The following is a 21,694-nucleotide window of genomic DNA, read 5'->3' as shown; positions in this document are numbered from 1 at the left end:
GAAAAGCGACAACTCGCCTGCAAAATCAACAGGCTGCACAAGAACTGGGCAAACAGTCTGCTTTGTGCATATGGCTTGTTGACAGCCTTGGGGGGCATGGGTAGTATGCCGACCACGTCAGCAGTGCTGGCGATATGAAACGGGCATGCAGCCCGGTTCATCGAGTGGGTTTATAGCTCAGTTGGTTAGAGCACTACCTTGACATGGTAGGGGTCGTTGGTTCGAATCCAATTAAACCCACCACTTTTTCTGTGATGCGTCCTTAGCTCAGTTGGTTAGAGCACCACCTTGACATGGTGGGGGTCGGTGGTTCGAATCCACTAGGACGCACCATCTCAGAATACTGTTTATGCGTCCTTAGCTCAGTTGGTTAGAGCATCACCTTGACATGGTGGGGGTCGGTGGTTCGAATCCACTAGGACGCACCAATTTCAGTTTGAAAGAATTGAAGATCTGAACGTACAGCTCAGAAAATTCAATAAATGTGTTTGCAGATGTGGGTTTATAGCTCAGTTGGTTAGAGCACTACCTTGACATGGTAGGGGTCGTTGGTTCGAATCCAATTAAACCCACCACACCCCTGCAAGCAGTAAAAGTCGCATTGCGCACCCTGCGTCCTTAGCTCAGTTGGTTAGAGCATCACCTTGACATGGTGGGGGTCGGTGGTTCGAATCCACTAGGACGCACCAGATTCTAAAAAGCCCGCTCAATTGAGCGGGCTTTTTGCATTCTATTTTCCTGATTCACGCCGGGTAGTAGTGACCTGATGGCCAACTGACGCACCCAGCGTGGCGGGCAGTTCGGGCCCGCCACGCCCATACTATGCCCCTACTATGCGCCCCCGACAGTCACGCCAGCACAATGCGTTGGCAGCCGCTGTAGATCTCGGCCCGCCCTGGGCGGCAAAAACCCACCAAGGTCAGTCCGGTCTGCTCGGCCCGCTCAACCGCGAGCTCGGTGGCAGCCGAGATGGCGAGCAAAATCTCCACGCCAGCGCTCGCGCACTTTTGCACCATCTCGAAGCTGGCACGGCTGGTCACCAGAATGGCGCCATCCCGCCGACCACTGCGCTGCAGGTGCCCCACCAGCTTGTCCAGCGCAATATGGCGCCCCACATCTTCGCGAATGGCGAGGATGTTGCCCTCCCCATCCAGATGCACGGCAGCATGGGTGGCGCCGGTGCGCTGGCCCAGCAGCTGGAGCGGGCGCAGCGCCGTCAGCACCTTGTCGATATGAGCCACCGCCAGACGCTGGCTGTCGGGCAGCATTGGCTGGCTGCGGATCACCTGCTCCAGACTCTCGCTGCCACAGATGCCGCAGCCGGTGCGGCCCGCCATGGTGCGCCGCTTCTCTTTGAGGCGATGGACGCAGCGGTTGGCCAAGGTAATGTGCAGCTCAATCCCCTGACAGCCCTCTACCTGCTCGATGTCGTGGATATCGAGCAGGCTGTCGATGATCCCCTCAGAGAGGGAAAAACCGATGGCGAAATCCTCCAGATCGGAGGCCGAGCACATCATCACGCTGTGGGCGATGCCGTTGTAGACCAGCGCCACCGGCGTCTCGGAGGGCAGCGCCATTTCGCTGTCGCTGGTTACCGTATCGGCGCGGTAGTGCAGCACCTCGCGATGGATGGCGCAGCGGGCCAGCTCGCTCTGCTCAGGTTTCAACTCCGGCAGGGCGGCATCTGATCCGCTACTCATGGTGCGACCCCATCGATGATCTCGGGATCTCGGGCCGAGATGCCGAGCCGCTTCATTTTGGAGAGCAGCGTGGTGCGCTTCATGCCAAGGCGAGTGGCAGCTCCCCGCTCACCGGCCACGATGCCGTTGCAGTCGCGCAGGGCGGCGATGATCGCCTCACGCTCATCATGGGGGGCCTCGTTGGCAAACAGCGACGAGGTGGGCTCGTCATAGACCAGGGTCTCAATCTTGTGGTAGCCCTTGAGCGGCATCAGCTCGTCCGGCGAGAGGTTGAGCACATGGCCACGGGTCATCACCACGGCGCGCTCGATGACGTTCTCCAGCTCGCGGATATTGCCGTACCACGGCAGCGACACCAGCATCTTCATGGCATCGGCGGGGATCGAGGTGATGGTGCGGCGCATCCGCTTGGCGATCTTCTTGATAAAGAAATTGACCAGCAGCGGGATATCCTCACGCCGTTCGCGCAGGGGCGGCAACTCGATGGGAAAGACGTTGAGGCGGTAGTAGAGGTCGCTTCGAAAGCGCTTGTTCTTGACCATGGAGAGCAGATCGCAGTTGGTGGCAGCCACCAGCCGCACATCCACCGCGATAGGGTTGCTGTTACCCACCCGCTCCAGCTCGTGCTCCTGCAGTACCCGCAGCAATTTGGGCTGCAAGTCGAGCGGCATGTCCCCCACTTCGTCGAGGAACAGGGTGCCCTTGTGGGCCCGCTCGAAGCGGCCGATGCGCTGGGTCAGGGCGCCAGTAAAGGCCCCCTTCTCGTGGCCAAACAGATCGCTCTCGATAAGACCGGTGGGAATGGCGGCGCAGTTCACCTTCACCATCTCGTGGTCGCGGCGATCGCTCAGTTGATGAATGGCCTGGGCGATCAGCTCCTTGCCGGTGCCGGTCTCGCCGAGGATCAGCACGGTGCTGTCGCTCTCGGCCACCAGCCGCAGCTTCTCCAGCACGCTCTCCATCACCGCGCTCTGGTAGATGATATGGGGGAACTCCCCCTGCATCTGCGGCTCGTTGATGCGAATGGTCTTCTCTTTGGCACCGTTGGTGTTGGAGATCTCCTGCTGCGCCTGCACGTTGTTCATGGCAATCGCGGTGCGCGCCGCCACCTGCTCCAGCAGGGAGATATCGATATCGGCAAAGAAATCAGCGTTCGGGTGGGAGAGGATCAACACCCCCAGCAGGTTACCCCGATAACGCAGCGGCAAAATGCAGGAGCTCTCGGCTTCCGGCGGCAGGATCTGGGAGGTAAAGCGGCAGCGATTGCTGCAGCCGTGGCCGTGATCGCGATAGACGAAAAACGGCTCGCTGTGGCCGAGCGCCCCCTGCAGGCACTTCTGCTCGAAACAGGAGTGATCGATGATACCCGGCTGCTCACTCTGCTCGTTGTTCGCCAGATAGCTTTTGAAGCTGTCGGAGGTGGCGTTGTACTCGGCCAGACACAAGCTGCTGATGGCGAAGTGGTGCTGCAGGATGGTAAAGAGGCTCTTGGGCAGCTCGGCGATGCGCACCAGTTTGATCACCGCATTGGTGACATCCACCAGAATTTTGCAGCTGTCCCGTTCAAGGCGCAGGGAGTTGGCCTGCTCCAGGGTGCGCTCCTTGTCGAGCACGTTTTCCAGCGCAATGGCCACGATGGCCGCCAGCTGGGTCAGTTTTGCCAGCGTCTCCATGGTGAAGTTGTCGAGCCGGGTGTTGATAAACTCGACCCCACCAAGATGGCTGCGGGCGGTGGTAATGGGGAGCTGACAGTAGGAGCGCAGCCCGGCATAAATCCCTGCGGCATCGAGGGCGGGGCAGCGATTCTCAAAGCGGGCGGCTGAAAGAACGATGGCTTGCTCCTGGGTTTCCCGGGTAGGACGAGGGAAAACATGAAGCTCCGCTTTGGGGAAGACCAGGTGCTTTGGGCCGATCGCCCCCATAAAACAGAAAGTGGCCTCCTCGCTCGTGCCCATATTGAGGATCAGGTTGACCCGGGTCACACCGCCGAAACTGGCATCTATCTTGTTGAGTTTGTGGATAAAATCATCGAGCGTCACGGCCGACAAGAGGGATTTGGAGAGCAGGAGGAAACCGTCGTCCCAGATGGGAGAGATGTCGTCCAGAGGAATGGCACTCACATTTAGCATTCTGGTCTCACGTTACAGCTAGGCAGGAAAAACATCAGCAAGGACGGGGCGCTCCGTCAGATGTCGCAATAAAACACGTAGTCCATTAACGTTTAATCATAAAAATCAATACTCATTGGAATAGCATTGTATTGAGCGTTGAATCATAAGGTAGCCCTATTTTCAATACAACCATGGGGGCAAATAAGTGGGCTCATGGTTCCGGGTCGATGCCTTCCACACCTTTATTCGCCGCTCCATTCAGAGCAGATCCGTTATCGCCAGTGGACTGTCATTTTTCAGCAACCTTTTGTCACGGGTTGTCGCGCGCCCCGCACCAGGCCAACCATCTGATATTCCGCCATGAATACGCCATCCTTCGTCCGAATGCGGGGCTTGCGTCTCCCGAACCCGATGACAGCTCCTCTGGCTAACGAGCTCCCGTGTCATCCCTGCACGGCATAATCGAGGTGAGGTTGTCAGCGGCACTGATTGGCGATGAGCGGTTGCCCTTCGACAAGGCTGGGCTGCCAGACGGCGTCAAGCATCAATTTGAGTAACAGCTCGGGCGGATTATCGAGAAATCGGCCCGTTGCCTGCAGCAAACAGCCATCGGCCCGATACGCCTGGCTGGCCTGAACCTGCCCGGTTGCATCGACAATCTGGATGATACCGTTGAGTTTTCCCCGCTCACCAGGCTGACAAGAGAGTCTGAGCTCGCGCATCTCCCCCAACAGGGTGAACGCCCGACACAGTGGCGGGGTATCCTCGTAATCGGGCCAATTGAAGAACTTGTATTGCTTGGCGAGGGTTCCCGCTCGCTGGCAAAACTGGTCAAACAGCAGGGCGATGCCCTGATACTCCAGATCCAGCAGTTGCGCTTGCTCTTCAATACGTTTCATATATTTGACTCCTTACTACCGATTTGTTCGAAAATTGATTTTCCAATATTGCCTGGATGGAGCTTGAGTCCACCGAAAATAAAGCCAGCGGATAGCAGCTGAAACGCCACCAATAACCAACTGATATTTTGCGATATGTCTACCGACACCACCTGATGAGTCAGATAGACCACCAGAGCACAAAGGCCCAGCAGCAGGGTATTGACCAGCGTGGTGGAGAGAAAGGCAACGAGCCAGGCCAACTGCACGCTCAGGGCCGCCAGCACGGCGCCCATGGCGATGCGCGCGGCGATAAAACAGCCGAAGAAACCAAAGCCCAGCAGAAATATCAATTCGTCGTACCAGAGGTAACACCCCATCCCCAATAACATTGCCAACAAATAGGCTGAAACATAAAAAATCCCGAACGAGATCGTTAATTCACGGCTCATGGTGGATACCTGCCAGCTGAAAAAAGGATGAGGGGATCCGGGCTCTGTAAACAGAGCCTGGATCCACTTTATTTAACGATGATTACCCTTTGGCGGCGCTGCGCAATTTCGCCTTGAGCGCGCTGTATTCAGTCTGGACGTACACTTCCGCCTCAGCCTGACCTTCAATACGCTCAATCTTCACCGCACAGTACTTGTACTCGGGGGTGTAGGAGACCGGATCAAGGTGCTCGATGGTCAGCTCGTTGCAGGCCCCGATCCACCACTGGTAGGTCATATAGACCACACCGGCGTTAACCCGATCGTTGTAGTTGGCCCGGGTGATCACCTTGCCGCGTCGCGACGAGATCCACACCAGCGCCTGATCCTTCACCCCAAGCTTTTGTGCATCGCTCGGGTGGATCTGCACATAGCCCGGCTCATCGGCCAGGGTCTGCAGCGCCGAACAGTTGCCGGTCATGGAGCGGCAGGAGTAGTGCCCTACCTCCCGCACGGTGGAGAGCACCAGCGGATACTCGGCACAGGGCTGCTCCAGCGGCGCCCGCCATTCGGCGGCAATCAGCTGACCCTTGCCGCTCGGGGTAGTAAACACATTCCCCTCGAACAGGGTGCTGGTGCCCGGGTGATCCTCGGTCGGGCAAGGCCACTGCACGCTCTTGAGATCCGCGATCTTGTCGTAGCTGACCCCGGTATAGAGCGGGCAAAGGGCGCGCATCTCGTCCCAGATCTGTTGGGTATCGCGATACTCCATGGGATACCCCATAGCGGTGGCCATCAGCGAGAAGATCGCCCAGTCGGGCTTGACGTTCTCAGGGGGAGTAACCGCCTTGTAGAAGCGCTGGAAGCCGCGATCTGCCGAGCTGTAAACCCCCTCGTGCTCGCCCCAACTGGTGGCGGGCAAAATGACATCCGCCATCTCGGCGGTTTGGGTCATGAAGATATCCTGCACGATCACCAGATCCATGCCGCCCAAGGTGCGGCGGAACTGGGCCAGATCGGCCTCGGTCTGCGCCGGATCTTCGCCAAAGATATAGAAGGCCTTGCACTTGCCCTCCTCCACCTTGTGACTCAGCTCGGTCAGACGGTAGCCGGGCTTTTGGGAGAGGGACGGCACGCCCCACGCCTTGGCAAACTTGGCGCTGATCTCGGGGTCGCTCACCGACTGATAACCCGGGAACTGGTGCGGCAGCATCCCCATGTCGCAGGTGCCCTGCACGTTGTTCTGCCCGCGCACCGGACCGCAACCGGTGCCACGGCGACCGAAGTTGCCGGTCAGCAGCGCCAGACCCGCCAGCCCCTTGACCACATCCACCGCCTGACCGTACTGGGTCACCCCCATGCCCCACAGGATCATGGAAGCAGGCGACGCGGCATAGGTGCGAATGGCGGCGCGGATATCAGCGGCCTTGAGGCCGGTGATCCCCTCGACATATTCCGGGGTGTACTTGGCGACGGTCGCCTTGAAGGTATCAAACCCTTCGGTGTAGTTGGCGACGAACTCCTTGTTATAGAGACCCTCGCTGATCAACACGTTGGCAAAGGCGTTAACCAGCGCCATGTTGGAACCGTTTTTGAGCGGCAGCCACTGATCGGCGATGCGGGCGGTCTCCACCATGCGGGGATCACACACAATCACCTTGGCCCCGTTCGCCTTCGCCTTGAGGATATGGCGGGCAACGATGGGATGAGAGTCAGCAGCGTTGTAACCAAACACCAGCAGGCACTTGGTCTCTTGAATTTCGGGAATGGCGTTGCTCATGGCGCCGTTGCCTACAGTTGTCTCCAGACCGGAGACTGAGGGTGCGTGTCACACCCTCGCGCAGTGGTCGACGTTATTCGTCCCCAGCACTGCGCGGGCAAATTTCTGCATCACATAGTTGGCTTCGTTACCCGGGCCACGGGCAGAGCCGGTGGTCATGATGGCGTCGGCACCATATTTCGCCTTGATGGCAGCCAGACGGCTGCTGGCAAAGCCGATCGCCTCATCCCAGGAGACAGATTCGAGCTTGCCACCGCGCTCGCGGCGGATCATCGGGCTCTTGAGACGGGGGGTCAGCAGGTTGGTGTCGTTCAAGAAATCCCAACCGTAATAACCCTTGAGGCAGAGCTGCCCCTCGTTGGTCCGGCCGTTGGCGCCTTCGGCACCCACCACCTTGTCGTTTTCAACCAGCAGGTTGATCTTGCAACCGGTGCCGCAATAGGGGCAGACGGTAATGACTTTTTTCATGACTCACACTCTTGTTTGTTAACGGTAAAAGGCGGTTAACGCTAAAAGGCCTTTAACAAGAAACGGCTGAGAGACGGCGCCCAGAGCCAGCAAGGGCCAAATGCGCACGCAACTCTGATGCCTCAACCCTGTGCCAACACCGGCTGGCGCTGGCAGACCGCCATCGCCTCGGCACTGGCCAGCTGCTTCTGGCGATTCAACTCACCGAGGGATTCCGGGGTCACCAGACGCAGCGCCTGGGTCGGGCACACCTCGACACAGGCCGGGCCCGCTTCACGGTGACGGCAGAGATCGCACTTCAAGGCTTGCGCCTTGGTCTGCGGGCGCTTGAACAGCGCACCGGCAGCGGGCGCCACCTCTTTCACCACCACCGCCATGGCACCGTAAGGACAGGCCACCACACAGGATTTGCAGCCGATGCAGCGCTCCTGCAACACCTTGATGCAGCCATCTTCGGTCACGATGGCATTGTTGGGGCAGGCCACGGCGCACGGCTTGTCTTCACACTGGCGGCAGAGCACCGGCGTGGTCACCTTGCTGCCGACGATCACCTTCAGGCGCGGCTGGAAATAGCTGTCCTTGGAGACCAGATGTCCATCCTCGATGGCAAGACGCAGGCCGCCCTCCCGCTCAACGGTACCCGTGCAGGACGTTGACTGGTGTGAAACGGCGCAGGCCACCTCACAGGTACGACACCCAATACAAAGACTGGGATCTGCAATCACGAAGCTGTTCATAGAGAGGGATCCTAAATGTTTCGTTACTGCCGCACTGGCATCGCCCGGTGTGGCCAAGTGCCAACCCCGGGGGGCCCACACTCGCACAGCGACGATACAGCCGGCTCACCCACAAAGCATTTATCAGACCAAAAACGGGGGCGAACGAAATAAAATTCGCAAACAACTGAAAATAAAGGGGTAACTAGAATGGAGAACTGCGATTTTCAGGCAGGTGACGATGACGACCGTCCCGCAGAACTGTGATCGACACGACAAAAGTGACGAGCTCGACACCGGCTGACAAAGGAGTATCCCCCTGCCTTTGCAGGCCAAACGCACAAAAGAACGCCAATAAATGACTAATTTATTGATCTTGGACAGATTTTACGCCGATCACTCTTTTTCCCTCCTACCCGATTGGATAGCATGCTTCAGTTGGCAACCTGCCCCATTGAGTCGCTTTCAGGATGTTAAAAAATAATGCTGCGTAAACTAAAAGCAGCAGATTGGATATCTGACACTTAGGTTACTTAGTTTTATTAGATGAAAATTGATAATACAATCACACTATATGGTTATAAAAGCAAAGAGAAATATATGTCAATTGTACAAAGTGTTGCTAGTACGTTATCCGAAGAAGATAGAATAATATTTACATCCAAGGAAATTAAAGACCTTACATTCAAGAAACATAAAATAAAACCTACATCGATTATACCTAGCGACTATTGTTACAATAGAACCAACTATGGCATTGACAAGTCAGGAGTTCTTAAAAACAAATTCCTTTCTATAAATCCTGATGGTACATACTTATATCTGGGGTTCAACTATCCGTTTAATGGTTATGTTTATCATAAACCAAAGGATAGTAAAATAGAGATGACTGTTGGTTATTGGAATCATGGGAATTATTTTCCCATTGACCCATATCAAAATGACATAGAGGATCTATCGAGCAGCTCTTTTATTGAAGGAGCAACAAAAACAATCAGCGTGAATGCGTATGAGCGGAACACTAACGCTAGATCAATATGTATAGAACATCATGGAAACAAATGTTGGACATGTGGTTTTGATTTTGAAAAAACATATGGAGATTTAGGTAAAGGATTTATTCATGTTCATCATATCATTCCATTATCTCAAATCGGACACAACTATAAATTAGATCCGGTGTTAGATTTATTACCTTTATGCCCTAATTGCCATGCTATGGTTCATAGAAAAAAACCTGCTATGCATCCACAAGAACTGAAACTATTAATAATCGAAGTTCAAGAAAGCGAATAAATTTAAACTACTAAAAGGATTAGTAATACCATGAGAAAAGAACAGGATCCTATGACTGGATTTAAGACTTTAGAACTGGCGTTTTCTCAAGGGTTTCGCATGCAGCGAATTCCATTCAATGATGATTTTTATTATACTCGTGATAAAGCTTTTAACACTTATCGTTATACATATGCCAGACTAAAAAAGCTAAAAGTACAACAAACCGTCGTATTACATGAAAACGAACAATTGAATGGCTTACACTGCTACTGCTTATTTTATGGAACTTTACCAGAACTACGAGGTAAAGGCCTAACCTTCACATTTATTAACAAAGTTATCGATCAATTTAAAAAGGATCTGCCAAGGCGTATTCGAGAGTTTTATATAGAAACAATTGTCGACATAGATAACGCACCTTCATTATCTCTTGCAAATAATATTTTTGGTGAAGCCTCTGATGAAGGTATAGATGAAAGTACTGGATCTCCAACTAGAATTTGGCAGACAAAATTTACCCGATAAATAATAACTATTAATTCCAAATAACTTAGACACTAGTATATATAAGTGAGGATATATGTGGAAAGATAGATTTGAAGCTGCAACAACAAGTGGATTTAACCGCGATGAATTCAGTCGTGATCGTGCACGAATTATTCATTCTGCATTTTTTAGGCGACTACAGGGAAAAACTCAAGTTCTAGGGTTGGGAGAAAGTGACTTTTATAGAACAAGATTGACTCACTCCTTTGAGGTTGCACAAATTGGAGGTGGTATCGCAGAATTTCTCAAAGGGACATATTCTGATAATGAAGAAATACTGAACCTGCTACCGGAACAAAATCTCATTGAGTCAATTGGTTTGGCTCATGATATTGGCCATCCACCTTTTGGTCATGGCGGGGAAGTAGCTCTTAATTATTCGATGAGAAATCATAATGGGTTTGAAGGTAATGCTCAAACATTGAGAATTTGTACAAAGCTTGGTGAATACTCAGATTGTGGAGGGTTAAATCTAACTAGAAGGACTCTACTTGGTCTGATTAAGTATCCTGCATATCACAGTTCCGTAGTTAACAATGAAAAATATAACAATGAAGGTGGTATTAACTTAGACTCATACCACCCCCCAAAATGTATTTTTGATTGTGACGAAAGTCATGTTAATTGGATATTACAGCCATTCAATGCTGATCAAAATAAATTTCAGTCATTTAAGGATGTATCTGGAGATCACGGTAAACCGCTATATAAATCATTAGATACCAGTATTATGGAGATGGCTGACGACATTGCCTACGGTGTTCATGATCTTGAAGACTCCATTGCTCTAAGACTGGTCAGCGAGCGAAGCTGGAAAAGTGAGGTTGTAAATATAATAAAAGATCCATTAAGGATGCTCCCTTTATCTGGCCAAATTGATCTTTTAACACAACAACTTTTTTCGGGAGAAAATAAGACAAGAAAAAGAGCAATAAGCTATCTGGTTAATTATTTTATAATAAATTCAGAAATGATAAAGCAGGATGCTTTCTCACACAATTTACTTGACTATCAAGCAAAATTAAAGCAATTGCCAAATGAAGAACTTAAGATATTTAAAAAGTTCGTGGTTAAAAATGTCATCAAGACACCCGAAGTACAAACTCTAGAGTATAAAGGGCAACAAATGATTGTTAAGTTATTTGATGTCATTGCCAACAATCCGTCTAGACTACTCCCAACAAAATATTATGAAAGATATAAAAATGAAGGTCAAAATATGAGGGTTATTTGTGATTATTTAGCAGGAACAACTGATGACTATGCAACTCGTCTATATCATAAGATTTTCACTCCTTCATCAGGCTCAATATTTGATAGATTATAATTTTTAGCACATAGATTATATATGGCAGGGTGCAATAAGCGCAGCGCAGCGCATTGCACCTCTGCTCTTACGCTTTTAATGAGTGGTGCAATTCACTGCGTTCATTGCACCCTACCTATATATCCACTCTCGTTTTACTTGATAGTGGCTGCTGTTGTGACGGCCACGTTACGTTTCCGTCACCCCTTCCCTCTCACATATAAAATAAAGACTCCATTGCCACCCCATTCTGGCCTCTTTACCCACCTCACCATCCATTTATTAGTCAGCATTTTATCGTCTGTTTTTCAGCCGCTTCGATAAAAAATAGCGGCCAAAAAAGATCCGCAGATAAAGCAAACGGTTGTCCGCGTTGTGGTGGTCTATTTCAATCGTTGGATAATTAATAATCTTACTCAAATTGAACTTTTGATTATTTATAACTGAGCATAGTCCCGCAGAGTGTGTGTCATTATAAGCTTAACAACAGATGAACAGACTGTGTTCCATGACAAGCAGATCACCATTCGGTTAGTCCCCTTTCCCATCGCAATCCATTTATTCTATCCCGATTAAATATCACTATTTTGCTGATATGTCGGGCCCCTGTGCGTTGGCAAACGTGTAAACATCAAACTGACAAGATGAACTCATGAACTGTGATAAACAACAAGCCATGTCCGGCGTGATGCTGGCGGCGATTGGCGTGGTCTATGGCGATATCGGCACCAGCCCGCTCTATACCTTGCGCGAGTGCCTGTCAGGGCAATTCGGGTTTGGCGTTGAACCCGCCTCCATTCTCGGTTTTCTTTCGCTGATCTTCTGGCTGCTGATCCTGGTGGTGTCGGTCAAGTACCTCTCTTTTGTGATGCGGGCCGACAACGCCGGTGAAGGGGGCATTCTCACCCTGATGTCGCTGGCCACCCGCAATACGCCAGAGAAGCTGGTCCCCTTGCTGATCATCCTCGGCCTGATTGGCGGCAGCTTCTTCTATGGGGAGGTGGTGATCACCCCGGCGATGTCGGTGATGTCGGCCATCGAGGGGCTGCGGCTGGTCGCCCCTTCCCTCGACCCTTATATAGTGCCGCTCTCGGTCTTGGTGCTGACCCTGCTGTTTGCCATTCAAAAACACGGTACTGCCATGGTGGGCAAGCTGTTTGCCCCCATCATGCTGATCTGGTTTGCGACGCTGGCGCTGCTGGGGCTGCGCAGCATCATTCATAACCCCGAGGTGCTGGCGGCGCTCAACCCGGTCTGGGCGATGCGCTTCTTTATGACCTATCAGGGCGCCTCTTTCTTTGCCCTCGGCGCCGTGGTGCTGGCCATCACCGGGGTGGAGGCGCTCTACGCCGATATGGGCCACTTTGGCAAAAAGCCGATCCGCCGCGCCTGGTTTATGGTGGTGCTGCCCTCACTGGTGCTCAACTACTTCGGGCAAGGGGCGCTGCTGCTCGATAACCCCGCCGCCATTGCCAACCCCTTCTTCCTGCTCGCGCCGAAATGGGCGCTGCTGCCGCTGCTGGTGCTGGCGACCATGGCGACGGTGATTGCTTCGCAGGCGGTGATCTCCGGGGTATTTTCCCTCACCCGACAGGCGGTGCGGCTCGGTTATCTCTCACCTATTCGCATCGTTCACACCTCCGAACTGGAATCCGGCCAGATCTATATTCCGGTGATCAACTGGCTGCTCTATATCTCGGTGGTGATTGTGATCGTGAGTTTCGAGCACTCCAGCAATCTGGCGGCCGCTTATGGCATCGCGGTGACCGGCACCATGGTGCTCACCTCGATCCTGTTCTGCTCGGTGGCAAAAAACAGCTGGGGCTGGAACGGCTATCTGGTGGCGGCCCTGCTCGCCGCGCTGCTGGCCATCGATGTGCCGCTGTTTGCCGCCAACGTGGCGAAGATCTGGTCCGGTGGCTGGCTGCCGCTCACCCTGGGTGCGGTGATGTTCACCCTGATGACCAGCTGGAAGAGCGAGCGTTTTCAGCTTATTCGCCGCTTGAACGAGCACGGCAACTCGCTGGAGCCGATGATCGCCTCGCTGGAAAAATCCCCGCCGACCCGGGTGGCTGGCACTGCGGTCTATATGTCGCGGGTGGTCAATGTGATCCCCCATGCGCTGCTCCATAACCTCAAGCACAACAAGGTGCTGCACGAGCGGATCATCCTGCTCACCCTGCGGGTGGAAGAGGTGCCCTACGTCCACAATGTGCGGCGGGTCTGCATCGAGCAGCTCTCCCCCACCTTCTGGCGGGTGGTGGCGAGCTACGGCTGGCGCGAGACCCCCAACGTGGAGGATATCTTCCTGCGCTGCAACGCCGAGGGGTTGAGCTGCCGGATGCTGGAGACCTCGTTCTTTATGGCCCACGAGTCGCTGATCATGAAGGAGCGCCCCTGGTACCTCTACCTGCGCGGCAAGCTCTTTATGCTGCTGCAACGCAACGCCCTGCGCGCCCCGGATCAGTTTCAGATCCCGCCCAATCGGGTGATCGAACTGGGCTCGCAGGTGGATATCTGATGGCATTTTGATGACCTAAAGCACGCCAGCAAAAGAGAGAGGGAGGCTTTGGCCTCCCTCTCTCTTTGCGGTTAGGCACGGGGATGCTTCACCTCATCCCCAACCCTGCTCCCGCGAGAAGAGAAGAGAAGAGAGCGTACCGCAGGTGTAGCAAGGCGGCTGCCATATGCCGGGCGGATGCAACTGACCAACAGCTGATGTGCGACAAAAACAAAAAGCCCTGCCAGATTGGCAGGGCTTTTTACATCAACCATATAGCTGTGGAGCCAGGCTCCCGAGCCGCTTACTGGTTGTGAGTGGAGCGACGGGGGCGACGGGCTTGCGCCGGTTTGCCAGCACCATCAGCCGGACGCTGGCCACCTTGCGGCTTGGGCTTGCCACCGTTACCGGTACGTGCGCCACCGGCGTTAGCACCGGAAGAGGTACGACCTGCACCCTGACGCTGACCTTGCGGACGGGGCGCACGACGCTCTTCACTGGGATCGCGAGGCTCTTTGCGCAGCGGCGCGCCGATACCACGGGCGATGTTGTCCAGGGTCTCGCGGGAGGCTTCAAAACCGGCCACCTGCTCACACGGGATGTTCTGCTTGGTCAGACGCTCGATCGCCTTGATAAGCTTGCCTTCATCGGCAGCGACCAGGGAGATGGCGTGACCGGCAGCACCGGCACGGCCAGTACGACCGATACGGTGAACGTAGTCTTCTGCCACGTTCGGCAGCTCGAAGTTGACCACTTGCGGCAACTTGTCGATATCCAGACCACGGGCGGCGATGTCAGTCGCCACCAATACCTTGACGCTACCATCTTTGAAACCGGCCAGCGCGCGAGTACGGGCACCCTGGCTCTTGTTGCCATGGATGGCGGCAGCACTGACACCGGTCTTGTCGAGGGTCTCGGCAACGCGGTTGGCCATGTGCTTGGTACGGGTGAACACCAGTACCTGCTGCCAATCGTTGCTGGTAACCAGATGACTCAGCAGGCCGATCTTGTTGGCCTTGTCGCACGGGTGCACCAGCTGCTCGATACGCTCGGCAGTGCTGTTGCGCGGGGCAACTTCGATCACCGCCGGGTTGTTGAGCAGGCCAGTGGCCAGCTCGCGGATCTCTTCGGCAAAGGTCGCGGAGAACAGCAGGTTCTGACGCTGTTTCGGCATCAGTGCCAGGATCTTGCGGATGTCGCGGATAAAGCCCATGTCGAGCATGCGGTCCGCTTCGTCCAGTACCAGGATCTCGACTTCGTCGAACTTGACGGCGTTCTGGTTGTAGAGATCCATCAGGCGGCCAGGGCAGGCCACCAGCACGTCCAGACCACGGCGAGTTGCCATCATCTGCGGGTTGATGCTGACGCCGCCAAAGACAACGTGGCTGCGCATCGGCAAGTGTTTGCCGTAGTTACGCACGCTCTCGCCCACCTGGGCAGCCAGCTCGCGAGTCGGGGTCAGCACCAGCGCACGAATGCGGTTGGGCGAAACCCGGCGCTTGCTCTCCATCAGACGTTGCAGCATCGGCAGGGTAAAGCCTGCGGTCTTGCCGGTCCCGGTTTGGGCCGCCGCCATCAGGTCACGACCAGCCAGAACGGCGGGGATCGCTTGCAACTGAATGGGAGACGGGGTGTCGTAGCCTTGCTCGGCAACAGCACGCAACAAGGGTTCGGACAGACCGAGGGAAGTAAAACTCATAGATACCTGCTAGGGATAGTGGCGCCGGATAACGTTGTGGTGGGGCTCCTCTGCTGAGCCGATGCCATCTCACAAGTCTGGGCCTATTGAGAAAACAACGATTTCCCCGGGGAGCAGAGCAAAGGGGAAAGAATAGAGGCGCAGTCTAACGGAGTTGCCCGGGATAAACGAGAAAAATGTGACATTCCTCCCAGCACGAACAGAAAAGTCCTCTGTAGCCTCCCGAATAATCCCGTTAATCGGTGACACAAGCACCACACTATTAACTGACAACTTAATATCTGCCCCCGCAGCCATGGTGAGCGGCAGGCAGAGGCTCGGGATAGCAAAACAAAATAATGAGGTTTAGCGATGACCACGCGATGTTTTCCCCATGGTCGCAGGCTTACCCTGATGAGCTTGTTACTACTACTGGCCCCGACGCTGCAGGCCGATCCATCCCTCACGGTGGCCTGGAGTCACTGGCCCCCCTTCAGTCAGATAGATGACAAGGGACAGCTCGATGGCCTGGATGTCAGCCTGACCCGCCAGATTTTGCAACGGGCGGGCTTTACCCCCAAATTTCGTGAGCTCCCCTGGGCGCGAGCCCTGCATCTGGTGGAGCACGATCAGCTGAATGTGGCGATGGCCGCCCTGCCACTGCCGGAGCGCCAGAGCTATGCCCGCTTCTCGGCCCCCTATCGCCAGAGCGCCTATGTGCTGCTGAGCAATAACCCTATCCCCGGCCATCAGGATCGCTGGGACAAGCTCGATACTCTGGCCGCGTTGTGCAACGAGAAAGGGCTAAAGATCGGCAAGTTGCGGGGTACCCGCCCCATGCATCAGATGGATAGCTGCCCGGCGCTTAAAATGGCGACCGAATACAATGCCGATGACCGACTGATCGATCTGCTGCTGGCCCGTCGTCTCGATGGCGTCATCATGGAGTGGCAATATGCCCACTATCGGCTGGCCCAACTGGGGGCCGACCGGTTTATCAGCTGCCAGTTGTTGCTGCACCACCAACCGGTCAGCCTGATGTTTGCCAAAAACAGCGTGAGCGAAGCGCAGCTCCTCAAGGTCAACGAGGCCATTCATGCCTTGCCCAAACCCCACAGCAAGTTCTCGCCCCCCACCTGTCGCCTCAATGCCGATCCGGGGGCTGCGGATCTGCTGACCCGCACCCTCCGCAAACATTGACGAAATAATCCATCCCCCGGAAATAGCAAAGGCGACCCGAAGGTCGCCTTTGTGTTAGTGATCAAACCGGATCACCGAACAGGGGGTGATCAGCCGATAGACAGCAGCACCGATCAGCGCAGCTGCGGGGTCTGAGTTAACACCCCTTGATTCTGGCCGCGATGGCGCAGCAGGTGATCCATCAATACCAGCGCCAGCATGGCTTCGGCGATGGGCACCGCGCGGATACCGACGCAAGGATCATGACGACCCTTGGTGATCATTTCGATTGCCTCACCCTCGGTATTGATGGTCTTGCCCGGCACAGTGATGCTGGAGGTCGGTTTGAGCGCCATGCTCACCACGATATCCTGACCAGACGAAATGCCGCCCAGAATGCCGCCCGCATGGTTGCTGGCAAAGCCAGCCGGAGTCATCTCGTCGCGGTGATCGGAGCCTTTTTGCTCCACCACCGCGAAGCCGTCGCCGATCTCCACCCCTTTCACCGCATTGATACCCATCATGGCGTGGGCGATGTCGGCGTCGAGACGATCGAAGACCGGCTCACCGAGCCCCACCGGCACATGGCGCGCAATGACCTGCACCTTGGCACCTATGCTGTTGCCCTCTTTTTTCAGGTCGCGCATGTATTGATCGAGCTCCTCCAGCTTGCCCGCATCGGGGAAGAAGAAGGGATTTTGCTCGATCTGCGCCGCGTCGAACGCCTCGGCCTTGATGGGGCCGAGCTGGGAGAGGAAACCGGTGATCTCGATGCCATGCACCTGTTTGAGGTACTTCTTGGCAATGGCGCCCGCCGCCACCCGCATCGCGGTCTCACGGGCAGAAGAGCGACCGCCGCCGCGATAGTCGCGCTGGCCGTACTTCTGGTGATAGGTGTAGTCCGCATGGCCGGGCCGGAACAGATCCTTGATCTCGGAGTAATCCTTGGAGCGCTGATCGGTGTTTTCGATGAGCAGCCCAATAGAGGTGCCGGTGGTCTTGCCCTCGAACACCCCGGAGAGGATCTTCACCTCGTCCGGCTCGCGCCGCGGTGTGGTGTAGCGGGAGGTGCCCGGCTTGCGCCGATCCAAGTCCCCCTGCAGATCCGCTTCGCTTATCTCCAGCCCCGGTGGGCAGCCATCGACCACGGCGCCCAGCGCCAGACCGTGGCTCTCGCCAAAGGTGGTGACCCGAAAGAGAAGACCAAAACTGTTCCCTGCCATGCGTGCTCCTGCTTAGTTCTTGTAGATGGCGAAATGATCCTGATACTGCACCAGCTCTTCACGGGTCATCACGAACACCCCGTGACCGCCGTTCTCGAATTCAACCCAGGTAAAGGGGATCTCGGGGAACTGGGCTTCCAGATGGATCATGCTGTTGCCCACTTCGACCACCAGCACGCCGTTATCCTTGAGGAAGTCAGCGGCATGGGCCAGCATGCGCTTGGTCAGTTTCAGGCCGTCAGAGCCCGACGCCAGTGCCAATTCAGGCTCGTGACGGAACTCCTCCGGCAGATCCGACATATCTTCGGAGTCCACATAAGGCGGGTTGGAGACAATCAAATCGTACTTGTCACCGGCTGGCAGATCGCGGAACAGATCGGAGCGGATCGGAATAACCTGCTGCTCCACCCCGTGATCGTCAATATTGCGCTCGGCCACGTTCAACGCATCGATGCTGATGTCGATGGCATCTACTTCGGCTTCCGGGAACTCGTGGGCCATGATGATGGCGATGCAACCGGAGCCGGTGCAGAGATCCATGATGCGGGTCGGTTCATGCTTGAGGAACGGCGCGAAACGGTTCGCCACCATTTCGGAAATCGGCGAGCGCGGGATCAGTACCCGTTCATCGACATAAAACTCCCAACCGGCGTACCAGGCCTTGTTGGTCAGGTAAGCGGCAGGCACCCGCTCCTGTACCCGACGAATGATCAGCTCCGCCAAACGATGGCGCTCGCTGCTGGTCAAACGGGAGTGGCGCATGGCCGGGTCTACATCCGGTGGCAGATGTAACGCGGGCAGTACCAATTGCACAGCCTCATCCCAGGCGTTGTCGGTTCCGTGTCCGTAGAAAATCCCGGCGTCGTTGAAACGACTCATGGCCCAACGCAACATGTCCTGGATGGTGTGCATCTCGGCAACCACCTCATCGATAAATATCTTGTCCAAATCCACCTCCAAGTCGAGTAATATCCGGCCCGAGCACCCACTGCATAGCGGGCACGACGCATACCTAGTAAAAAAATGAGCATCTGATGAAAAAAACGCCCTCACAGACAGAAGAGGAAACCCTGCTGTTCCGCGATGCGATAAAAGGTACCCGGAAAATCAAGCAAGATACCATAAGGGCCGAGTTACGCCCGGTCAAGCAGAAACGCGAATTGCGTGAAACCCGCGAAAAGCTTGGGGTTGACCACTATTTCAGCGATGAGTATCAGCCTCATCTCGAGGAAGATGGGCCGACCCGTTACGTGCGGGAGGATGTATCAAAATTTGAACTGAAAAAGCTCAAGCGGGGCATTTATCCGCCGGAGATCTATCTCGATCTGCACGGCATGAACCAGCAGCAAGCAAAACAGGAGCTGGCCGCCCTGCTCACCCTCTGCCAAAAAGAGAACATTCACGTTGCATCTGTGATGCACGGCATCGGCAAGCATATTCTCAAACAGCGTATTCCCAGCTGGCTGGCCCAGCACCCCAATGTCCGCGCCTTCCATCAATCCCCCCGTGAATGGGGTGGCGACAGCGCCATTCTGGTATTACTCGATATCGAAGAGTAGTTGGCCATCCATGCGCCCTATACTGACTATCAATAGGTTATTGACAGTGGAGGTCGCATGTTTACACAAGGCTCCCATGCCGACATCAAGGCATCCCTCGATGCCATTGGCGCCGCCGTGGCAGTGTTCAGTCTCGATAAAGATGACCATTTTGTGCTGGTCTCGGCCAACGATACCTTCGCCAATGCCTTCGAGCTGGATGTGCTTGGCTGCATTGGCAAGCCGCTAAGCGAACTGTTCCCCCGCTACATCACCAACACCATCGAACAGCCAATGCACGAGTGCGTCAGTCAACAGACGGGGATCGAAAGCGAGCTGCCCATCGATACCCTCTCTCGCACCAGTTGGTGGCGCTTTGTGCTCTCTCCCATCATGCCCGAACAACCGCGCATCATCCGCATAATCGTCACCGCCATCGACATCACTGCCAAAAAGCAGCTGGAAGAGGCGCTCGCCACCAGCCGACGTCGCTTTGAAGCCGTCGTCAACTCAGCCTATGACGGCATCATCAGCGTCAGCAGCGAATCGCGCATCGAGCTGATTAATACCGCCGCCTGCGAGATGTTTGGCGTCGATCAAAGTGTAACCGTTCACCGGCAGGGGCTTGACGCACACAACTCGGCAGGGATGGGGTAATCCGTTTTCTCGATGCAAGCACGAACAACTGCGCGCAGCCAATCCTGCGGGCAACGTCCCAGTCGTTTGCCGTCTCCACCAATGACAGTATTCGCTGACGAAACAGTTCCCCACGATGTGAACACACACCATAGCTCCCTTTGCGCCACAGTACATAGCCGCGCAGCGCTCGCTCCGCTTCGTTATTCGTCAGCGGAATATCGTCATCATTCATAAACTGCCACAGCATTTCGTCATCCTTGATGAGCCACTCGCAGCGCCCCCGATACCGCTTCGAGCAAAGCAGTGTCCCTCGCTCTAACTGCTTTAACCAACTCTGTCGATAGTGCCTGAGCCGGCGCAGATACAGTTCCTTGCTGATTTCACCATTCTCATAGCGGTGGCGAGCGCGAAACACACTGTTGGCCAGCAGCACCAGCCTTGTGCCGATGGGCTGATTAACCTGCTCACCACTCTGAGCGATGGCGGCCACGTTGCGCAGCACATGGGCCCAGCAAAGCTGACGCTGACTCGTGTCTACAAACCGGTAAGCGGCATACTGGTCCGTCACCAGCACGCCTGCAGGCTCCTGCCCCAGCAGCCGTTTGGCGGCATCGATACCACGACCGTAGGCTGTCATGAAGCAGACCGCTATCTTGCTTAGCGCCATCCACATCCACCGCCGCTCGCCACCCCGTTGATGACGGGTCTCGTCGGCATGGATGAGCGAGGCCGACTGCACCTGCTGCTTGATGGCCTGATGGGTAGGCGTCAGCATGGCACTGACCCGCCCTTGTGCTTCGCTGATAGCCCCGCGACTGAAGCCCAGACCAACGTGCTGTTTAAGCTGCTGCTGTATCTGGCTGACGCTCTGATGGAATTGACCACTTTGCAGGGCGATGTAACTGAGCAGGTTCGGGCCCATCTGGGTGTCACTGACCGTGTCGGGCAGCGTCGCCTCTGCCGTGTTGATGCAGTGAGTACAGGTGGCACGGAACAGTTGATGCTCGGTAACGAAGTAACTCACCTCTGGCAGCTCAAACACCTGATGCACCCGATAAGGGCAGCGAATTCCCCCTTGAAGTGACCATCGCCAAGATCAACCTTGGTCAGACCACAGAGATGACCGCCATCTTGCGGGATATCTCCGAGCGAGCCCGGTTGGTGGAAGAGTTAAAAGTGGCCGCCACCACGGATCCGCTTACCGGTATTGCCAACCGGCGCCGTTTCGGTGAACTGGTCAATGCCGAGATGCAGCGCTGCCAACGTTTTGGCCGCACCATGAGTCTGCTGATGATCGACATCGATCACTTCAAACAAGTCAACGACACCTATGGCCACCAGCAGGGGGATCAAGCGTTGTTGAGTCTGGTTAACCGGATCGGCAAACAGCTACGGGAGGTCGACATGCTGGGCCGCTGGGGCGGAGAAGAGTTTATCGTGCTGTTGCCGGAGACGGCGCTGGATCAGGCTTGGGCCAGCGCAGAGCGGATCCGGCTGGCGGTGGCGTCGGCGGCCCACCCACTGGCAGACTCCCTCGAAGTAACCCTCACCATCAGTATCGGGATCAGCACCAGCAAGGGCCCCCTCGACAGCGTCGAACAGATGATCACCCGGGCCGACACCGCCCTCTATCTGGCCAAAAAACAGGGCCGTAACTGCTGCCGCAAAGAGGTGCAGGAACCGACCTGATGGCACACTCATCTTTCTTGGTTAAAACCGCAGA

Annotated in this window: 15 protein-coding genes, 5 tRNA genes and 3 pseudogenes; 13 read left to right on the top strand and 10 right to left on the bottom strand. The window is 55.2% G+C overall.

The features are described 5' to 3' along the window. Positions 1–166 precede the first annotated feature (166 nt). The 5 genes from CF137_RS04160 (at position 167) to CF137_RS04140 (ending at position 689) form a co-directional block, all read left to right on the top strand. A tRNA-Val gene (locus CF137_RS04160) sits at positions 167–243 on the top strand. 13 nt (positions 244–256) lie between these two features. After that, positions 257–333: transfer RNA gene (locus tag CF137_RS04155), tRNA-Val, on the top strand. Positions 334–351: 18 nt separating this feature from the next. Then, positions 352–428 (top strand) — tRNA-Val (locus CF137_RS04150). A 70-nt stretch (positions 429–498) separates the two neighbouring features. Continuing rightward, a tRNA-Val gene (locus CF137_RS04145) sits at positions 499–575 on the top strand. Positions 576–612: 37 nt separating this feature from the next. Further along, positions 613–689, top strand: a tRNA-Val gene (locus CF137_RS04140). Positions 690–848: 159 nt separating this feature from the next. Here CF137_RS04140 and fdhD read toward each other — a convergent pair. The 6 genes from fdhD to CF137_RS04110 form a co-directional block, all read right to left on the bottom strand. After that, on the bottom strand, positions 849–1,700 hold the full coding sequence (fdhD, locus tag CF137_RS04135; RefSeq protein ID WP_162515830.1) for a formate dehydrogenase accessory sulfurtransferase FdhD: 852 nt from the start codon (positions 1,698–1,700) through the stop codon (positions 849–851). After that, positions 1,697–3,829, bottom strand: a complete 2,133-nt coding sequence (locus tag CF137_RS04130) for a sigma 54-interacting transcriptional regulator (RefSeq protein ID WP_139718126.1) — start codon at positions 3,827–3,829, stop codon at positions 1,697–1,699. The genes fdhD and CF137_RS04130 overlap by 4 nt, the downstream gene beginning before the upstream one ends. Before the next feature lie 458 nt (positions 3,830–4,287). Then, positions 4,288–4,710, bottom strand: a complete 423-nt coding sequence (locus CF137_RS04125; RefSeq protein ID WP_139718125.1) for a hypothetical protein — start codon at positions 4,708–4,710, stop codon at positions 4,288–4,290. After that, positions 4,707–5,141 (bottom strand): hypothetical protein, encoded by a 435-nt coding sequence (locus CF137_RS04120; RefSeq protein ID WP_101324493.1) that lies wholly within the window; start codon positions 5,139–5,141, stop codon positions 4,707–4,709. Before CF137_RS04120 ends, CF137_RS04125 begins: the two co-directional genes overlap by 4 nt. A gap of 82 nt (positions 5,142–5,223) precedes the next feature. Further along, entirely contained in the window at positions 5,224–7,368 is a 2,145-nt protein-coding gene (fdhF, locus tag CF137_RS04115; RefSeq protein WP_139718124.1) for a formate dehydrogenase subunit alpha, read from the bottom strand. 122 nt (positions 7,369–7,490) lie between these two features. Next, positions 7,491–8,105 carry a 4Fe-4S binding protein gene (locus CF137_RS04110; protein ID WP_042023801.1) on the bottom strand — a complete coding sequence of 205 codons (615 nt, stop codon included), beginning with the start codon at positions 8,103–8,105 and terminating at the stop codon, positions 7,491–7,493. A gap of 579 nt (positions 8,106–8,684) precedes the next feature. On the opposite strand from CF137_RS04110, the gene CF137_RS04105 reads away from it, so the two are divergent. The 4 genes from CF137_RS04105 (at position 8,685) to kup (ending at position 13,735) form a co-directional block, all read left to right on the top strand. Next, on the top strand, positions 8,685–9,380 hold the full coding sequence (locus CF137_RS04105; RefSeq protein ID WP_139718123.1) for an HNH endonuclease: 696 nt from the start codon (positions 8,685–8,687) through the stop codon (positions 9,378–9,380). A gap of 30 nt (positions 9,381–9,410) precedes the next feature. After that, positions 9,411–9,887 (top strand): hypothetical protein, encoded by a 477-nt coding sequence (locus tag CF137_RS04100; RefSeq protein WP_139718122.1) that lies wholly within the window; start codon positions 9,411–9,413, stop codon positions 9,885–9,887. Positions 9,888–9,942: 55 nt separating this feature from the next. Beyond that, on the top strand, positions 9,943–11,235 hold the full coding sequence (locus CF137_RS04095; RefSeq protein WP_139718121.1) for an anti-phage deoxyguanosine triphosphatase: 1,293 nt from the start codon (positions 9,943–9,945) through the stop codon (positions 11,233–11,235). 631 nt (positions 11,236–11,866) lie between these two features. After that, a complete protein-coding gene (gene kup / locus CF137_RS04090) occupies positions 11,867–13,735 on the top strand; it encodes a low affinity potassium transporter Kup (RefSeq protein ID WP_139718119.1) in 1,869 nt (622 codons plus the stop codon). Between the two features lie 283 nt (positions 13,736–14,018). On the opposite strand, the gene CF137_RS04085 is transcribed toward kup, so the two are convergent. Further along, positions 14,019–15,413, bottom strand: a complete 1,395-nt coding sequence (locus tag CF137_RS04085; RefSeq protein ID WP_042023806.1) for a DEAD/DEAH box helicase — start codon at positions 15,411–15,413, stop codon at positions 14,019–14,021. A gap of 351 nt (positions 15,414–15,764) precedes the next feature. Between CF137_RS04085 and CF137_RS04080 the strand changes: the two genes are divergently transcribed. Continuing rightward, complete coding sequence (locus CF137_RS04080) at positions 15,765–16,592, top strand: substrate-binding periplasmic protein (protein ID WP_139718117.1); 828 nt, start codon at positions 15,765–15,767, stop codon at positions 16,590–16,592. 113 nt (positions 16,593–16,705) lie between these two features. Here CF137_RS04080 and aroC read toward each other — a convergent pair whose 3' ends face one another. After that, positions 16,706–17,794 carry a chorismate synthase gene (gene aroC / locus CF137_RS04075; protein WP_139718115.1) on the bottom strand — a complete coding sequence of 363 codons (1,089 nt, stop codon included), beginning with the start codon at positions 17,792–17,794 and terminating at the stop codon, positions 16,706–16,708. Positions 17,795–17,806: 12 nt separating this feature from the next. Then, on the bottom strand, positions 17,807–18,742 hold the full coding sequence (gene prmB, locus CF137_RS04070) for a 50S ribosomal protein L3 N(5)-glutamine methyltransferase (protein ID WP_042024068.1): 936 nt from the start codon (positions 18,740–18,742) through the stop codon (positions 17,807–17,809). Between the two features lie 86 nt (positions 18,743–18,828). On the opposite strand from prmB, the gene smrB reads away from it, so the two are divergent. Together smrB and CF137_RS04060 are read left to right on the top strand one after the other, a co-directional pair. Continuing rightward, complete coding sequence (gene smrB, locus CF137_RS04065) at positions 18,829–19,353, top strand: endonuclease SmrB (protein WP_101324500.1); 525 nt, start codon at positions 18,829–18,831, stop codon at positions 19,351–19,353. Positions 19,354–19,410: 57 nt separating this feature from the next. Next, a pseudogene (locus tag CF137_RS04060) lies at positions 19,411–19,935 on the top strand (PAS domain-containing protein); the annotation flags it as partial. Positions 19,936–19,943: 8 nt separating this feature from the next. On the opposite strand, the pseudogene tnpC reads toward CF137_RS04060, so the two are convergent. Further along, positions 19,944–21,031: pseudogene (gene tnpC, locus CF137_RS04055) on the bottom strand (IS66 family transposase); the annotation flags it as partial. Between tnpC and CF137_RS04050 the strand changes: the two are divergent. Continuing rightward, a pseudogene (locus CF137_RS04050) lies at positions 21,031–21,660 on the top strand (GGDEF domain-containing protein); the annotation flags it as partial. The pseudogenes tnpC and CF137_RS04050 sit on opposite strands and share 1 nt — an antisense overlap. Positions 21,661–21,694: the final 34 nt, after the last annotated feature.

The organism is Aeromonas sobria (assembly GCF_006243315.1).
Lineage (GTDB): Bacteria > Pseudomonadota > Gammaproteobacteria > Enterobacterales > Aeromonadaceae > Aeromonas > Aeromonas sobria_A.
Note: the sequence above shows the minus strand (reverse complement) of the source record. Positions and strands in the feature narration are given on the sequence as shown.

What these genes read in the sequence shown, in the direction of transcription:
- fdhD (WP_162515830.1), bottom strand. Translation starts at nt 1,700, where the DNA reads ATGAGTAGCGGATCAGATGCCGCCCTGCCGGAGTTGAAACCTGAGCAG.
- CF137_RS04130 (WP_139718126.1), bottom strand. Translation starts at nt 3,829, where the DNA reads ATGCTAAATGTGAGTGCCATTCCTCTGGACGACATCTCTCCCATCTGG.
- CF137_RS04125 (WP_139718125.1), bottom strand. Translation starts at nt 4,710, where the DNA reads ATGAAACGTATTGAAGAGCAAGCGCAACTGCTGGATCTGGAGTATCAG.
- CF137_RS04120 (WP_101324493.1), bottom strand. Translation starts at nt 5,141, where the DNA reads ATGAGCCGTGAATTAACGATCTCGTTCGGGATTTTTTATGTTTCAGCC.
- CF137_RS04110 (WP_042023801.1), bottom strand. Translation starts at nt 8,105, where the DNA reads ATGAACAGCTTCGTGATTGCAGATCCCAGTCTTTGTATTGGGTGTCGT.
- CF137_RS04105 (WP_139718123.1), top strand. Translation starts at nt 8,685, where the DNA reads ATGTCAATTGTACAAAGTGTTGCTAGTACGTTATCCGAAGAAGATAGA.
- CF137_RS04100 (WP_139718122.1), top strand. Translation starts at nt 9,411, where the DNA reads ATGAGAAAAGAACAGGATCCTATGACTGGATTTAAGACTTTAGAACTG.
- CF137_RS04095 (WP_139718121.1), top strand. Translation starts at nt 9,943, where the DNA reads ATGTGGAAAGATAGATTTGAAGCTGCAACAACAAGTGGATTTAACCGC.
- kup (WP_139718119.1), top strand. Translation starts at nt 11,867, where the DNA reads ATGAACTGTGATAAACAACAAGCCATGTCCGGCGTGATGCTGGCGGCG.
- CF137_RS04085 (WP_042023806.1), bottom strand. Translation starts at nt 15,413, where the DNA reads ATGAGTTTTACTTCCCTCGGTCTGTCCGAACCCTTGTTGCGTGCTGTT.
- CF137_RS04080 (WP_139718117.1), top strand. Translation starts at nt 15,765, where the DNA reads ATGACCACGCGATGTTTTCCCCATGGTCGCAGGCTTACCCTGATGAGC.
- aroC (WP_139718115.1), bottom strand. Translation starts at nt 17,794, where the DNA reads ATGGCAGGGAACAGTTTTGGTCTTCTCTTTCGGGTCACCACCTTTGGC.
- smrB (WP_101324500.1), top strand. Translation starts at nt 18,829, where the DNA reads ATGAAAAAAACGCCCTCACAGACAGAAGAGGAAACCCTGCTGTTCCGC.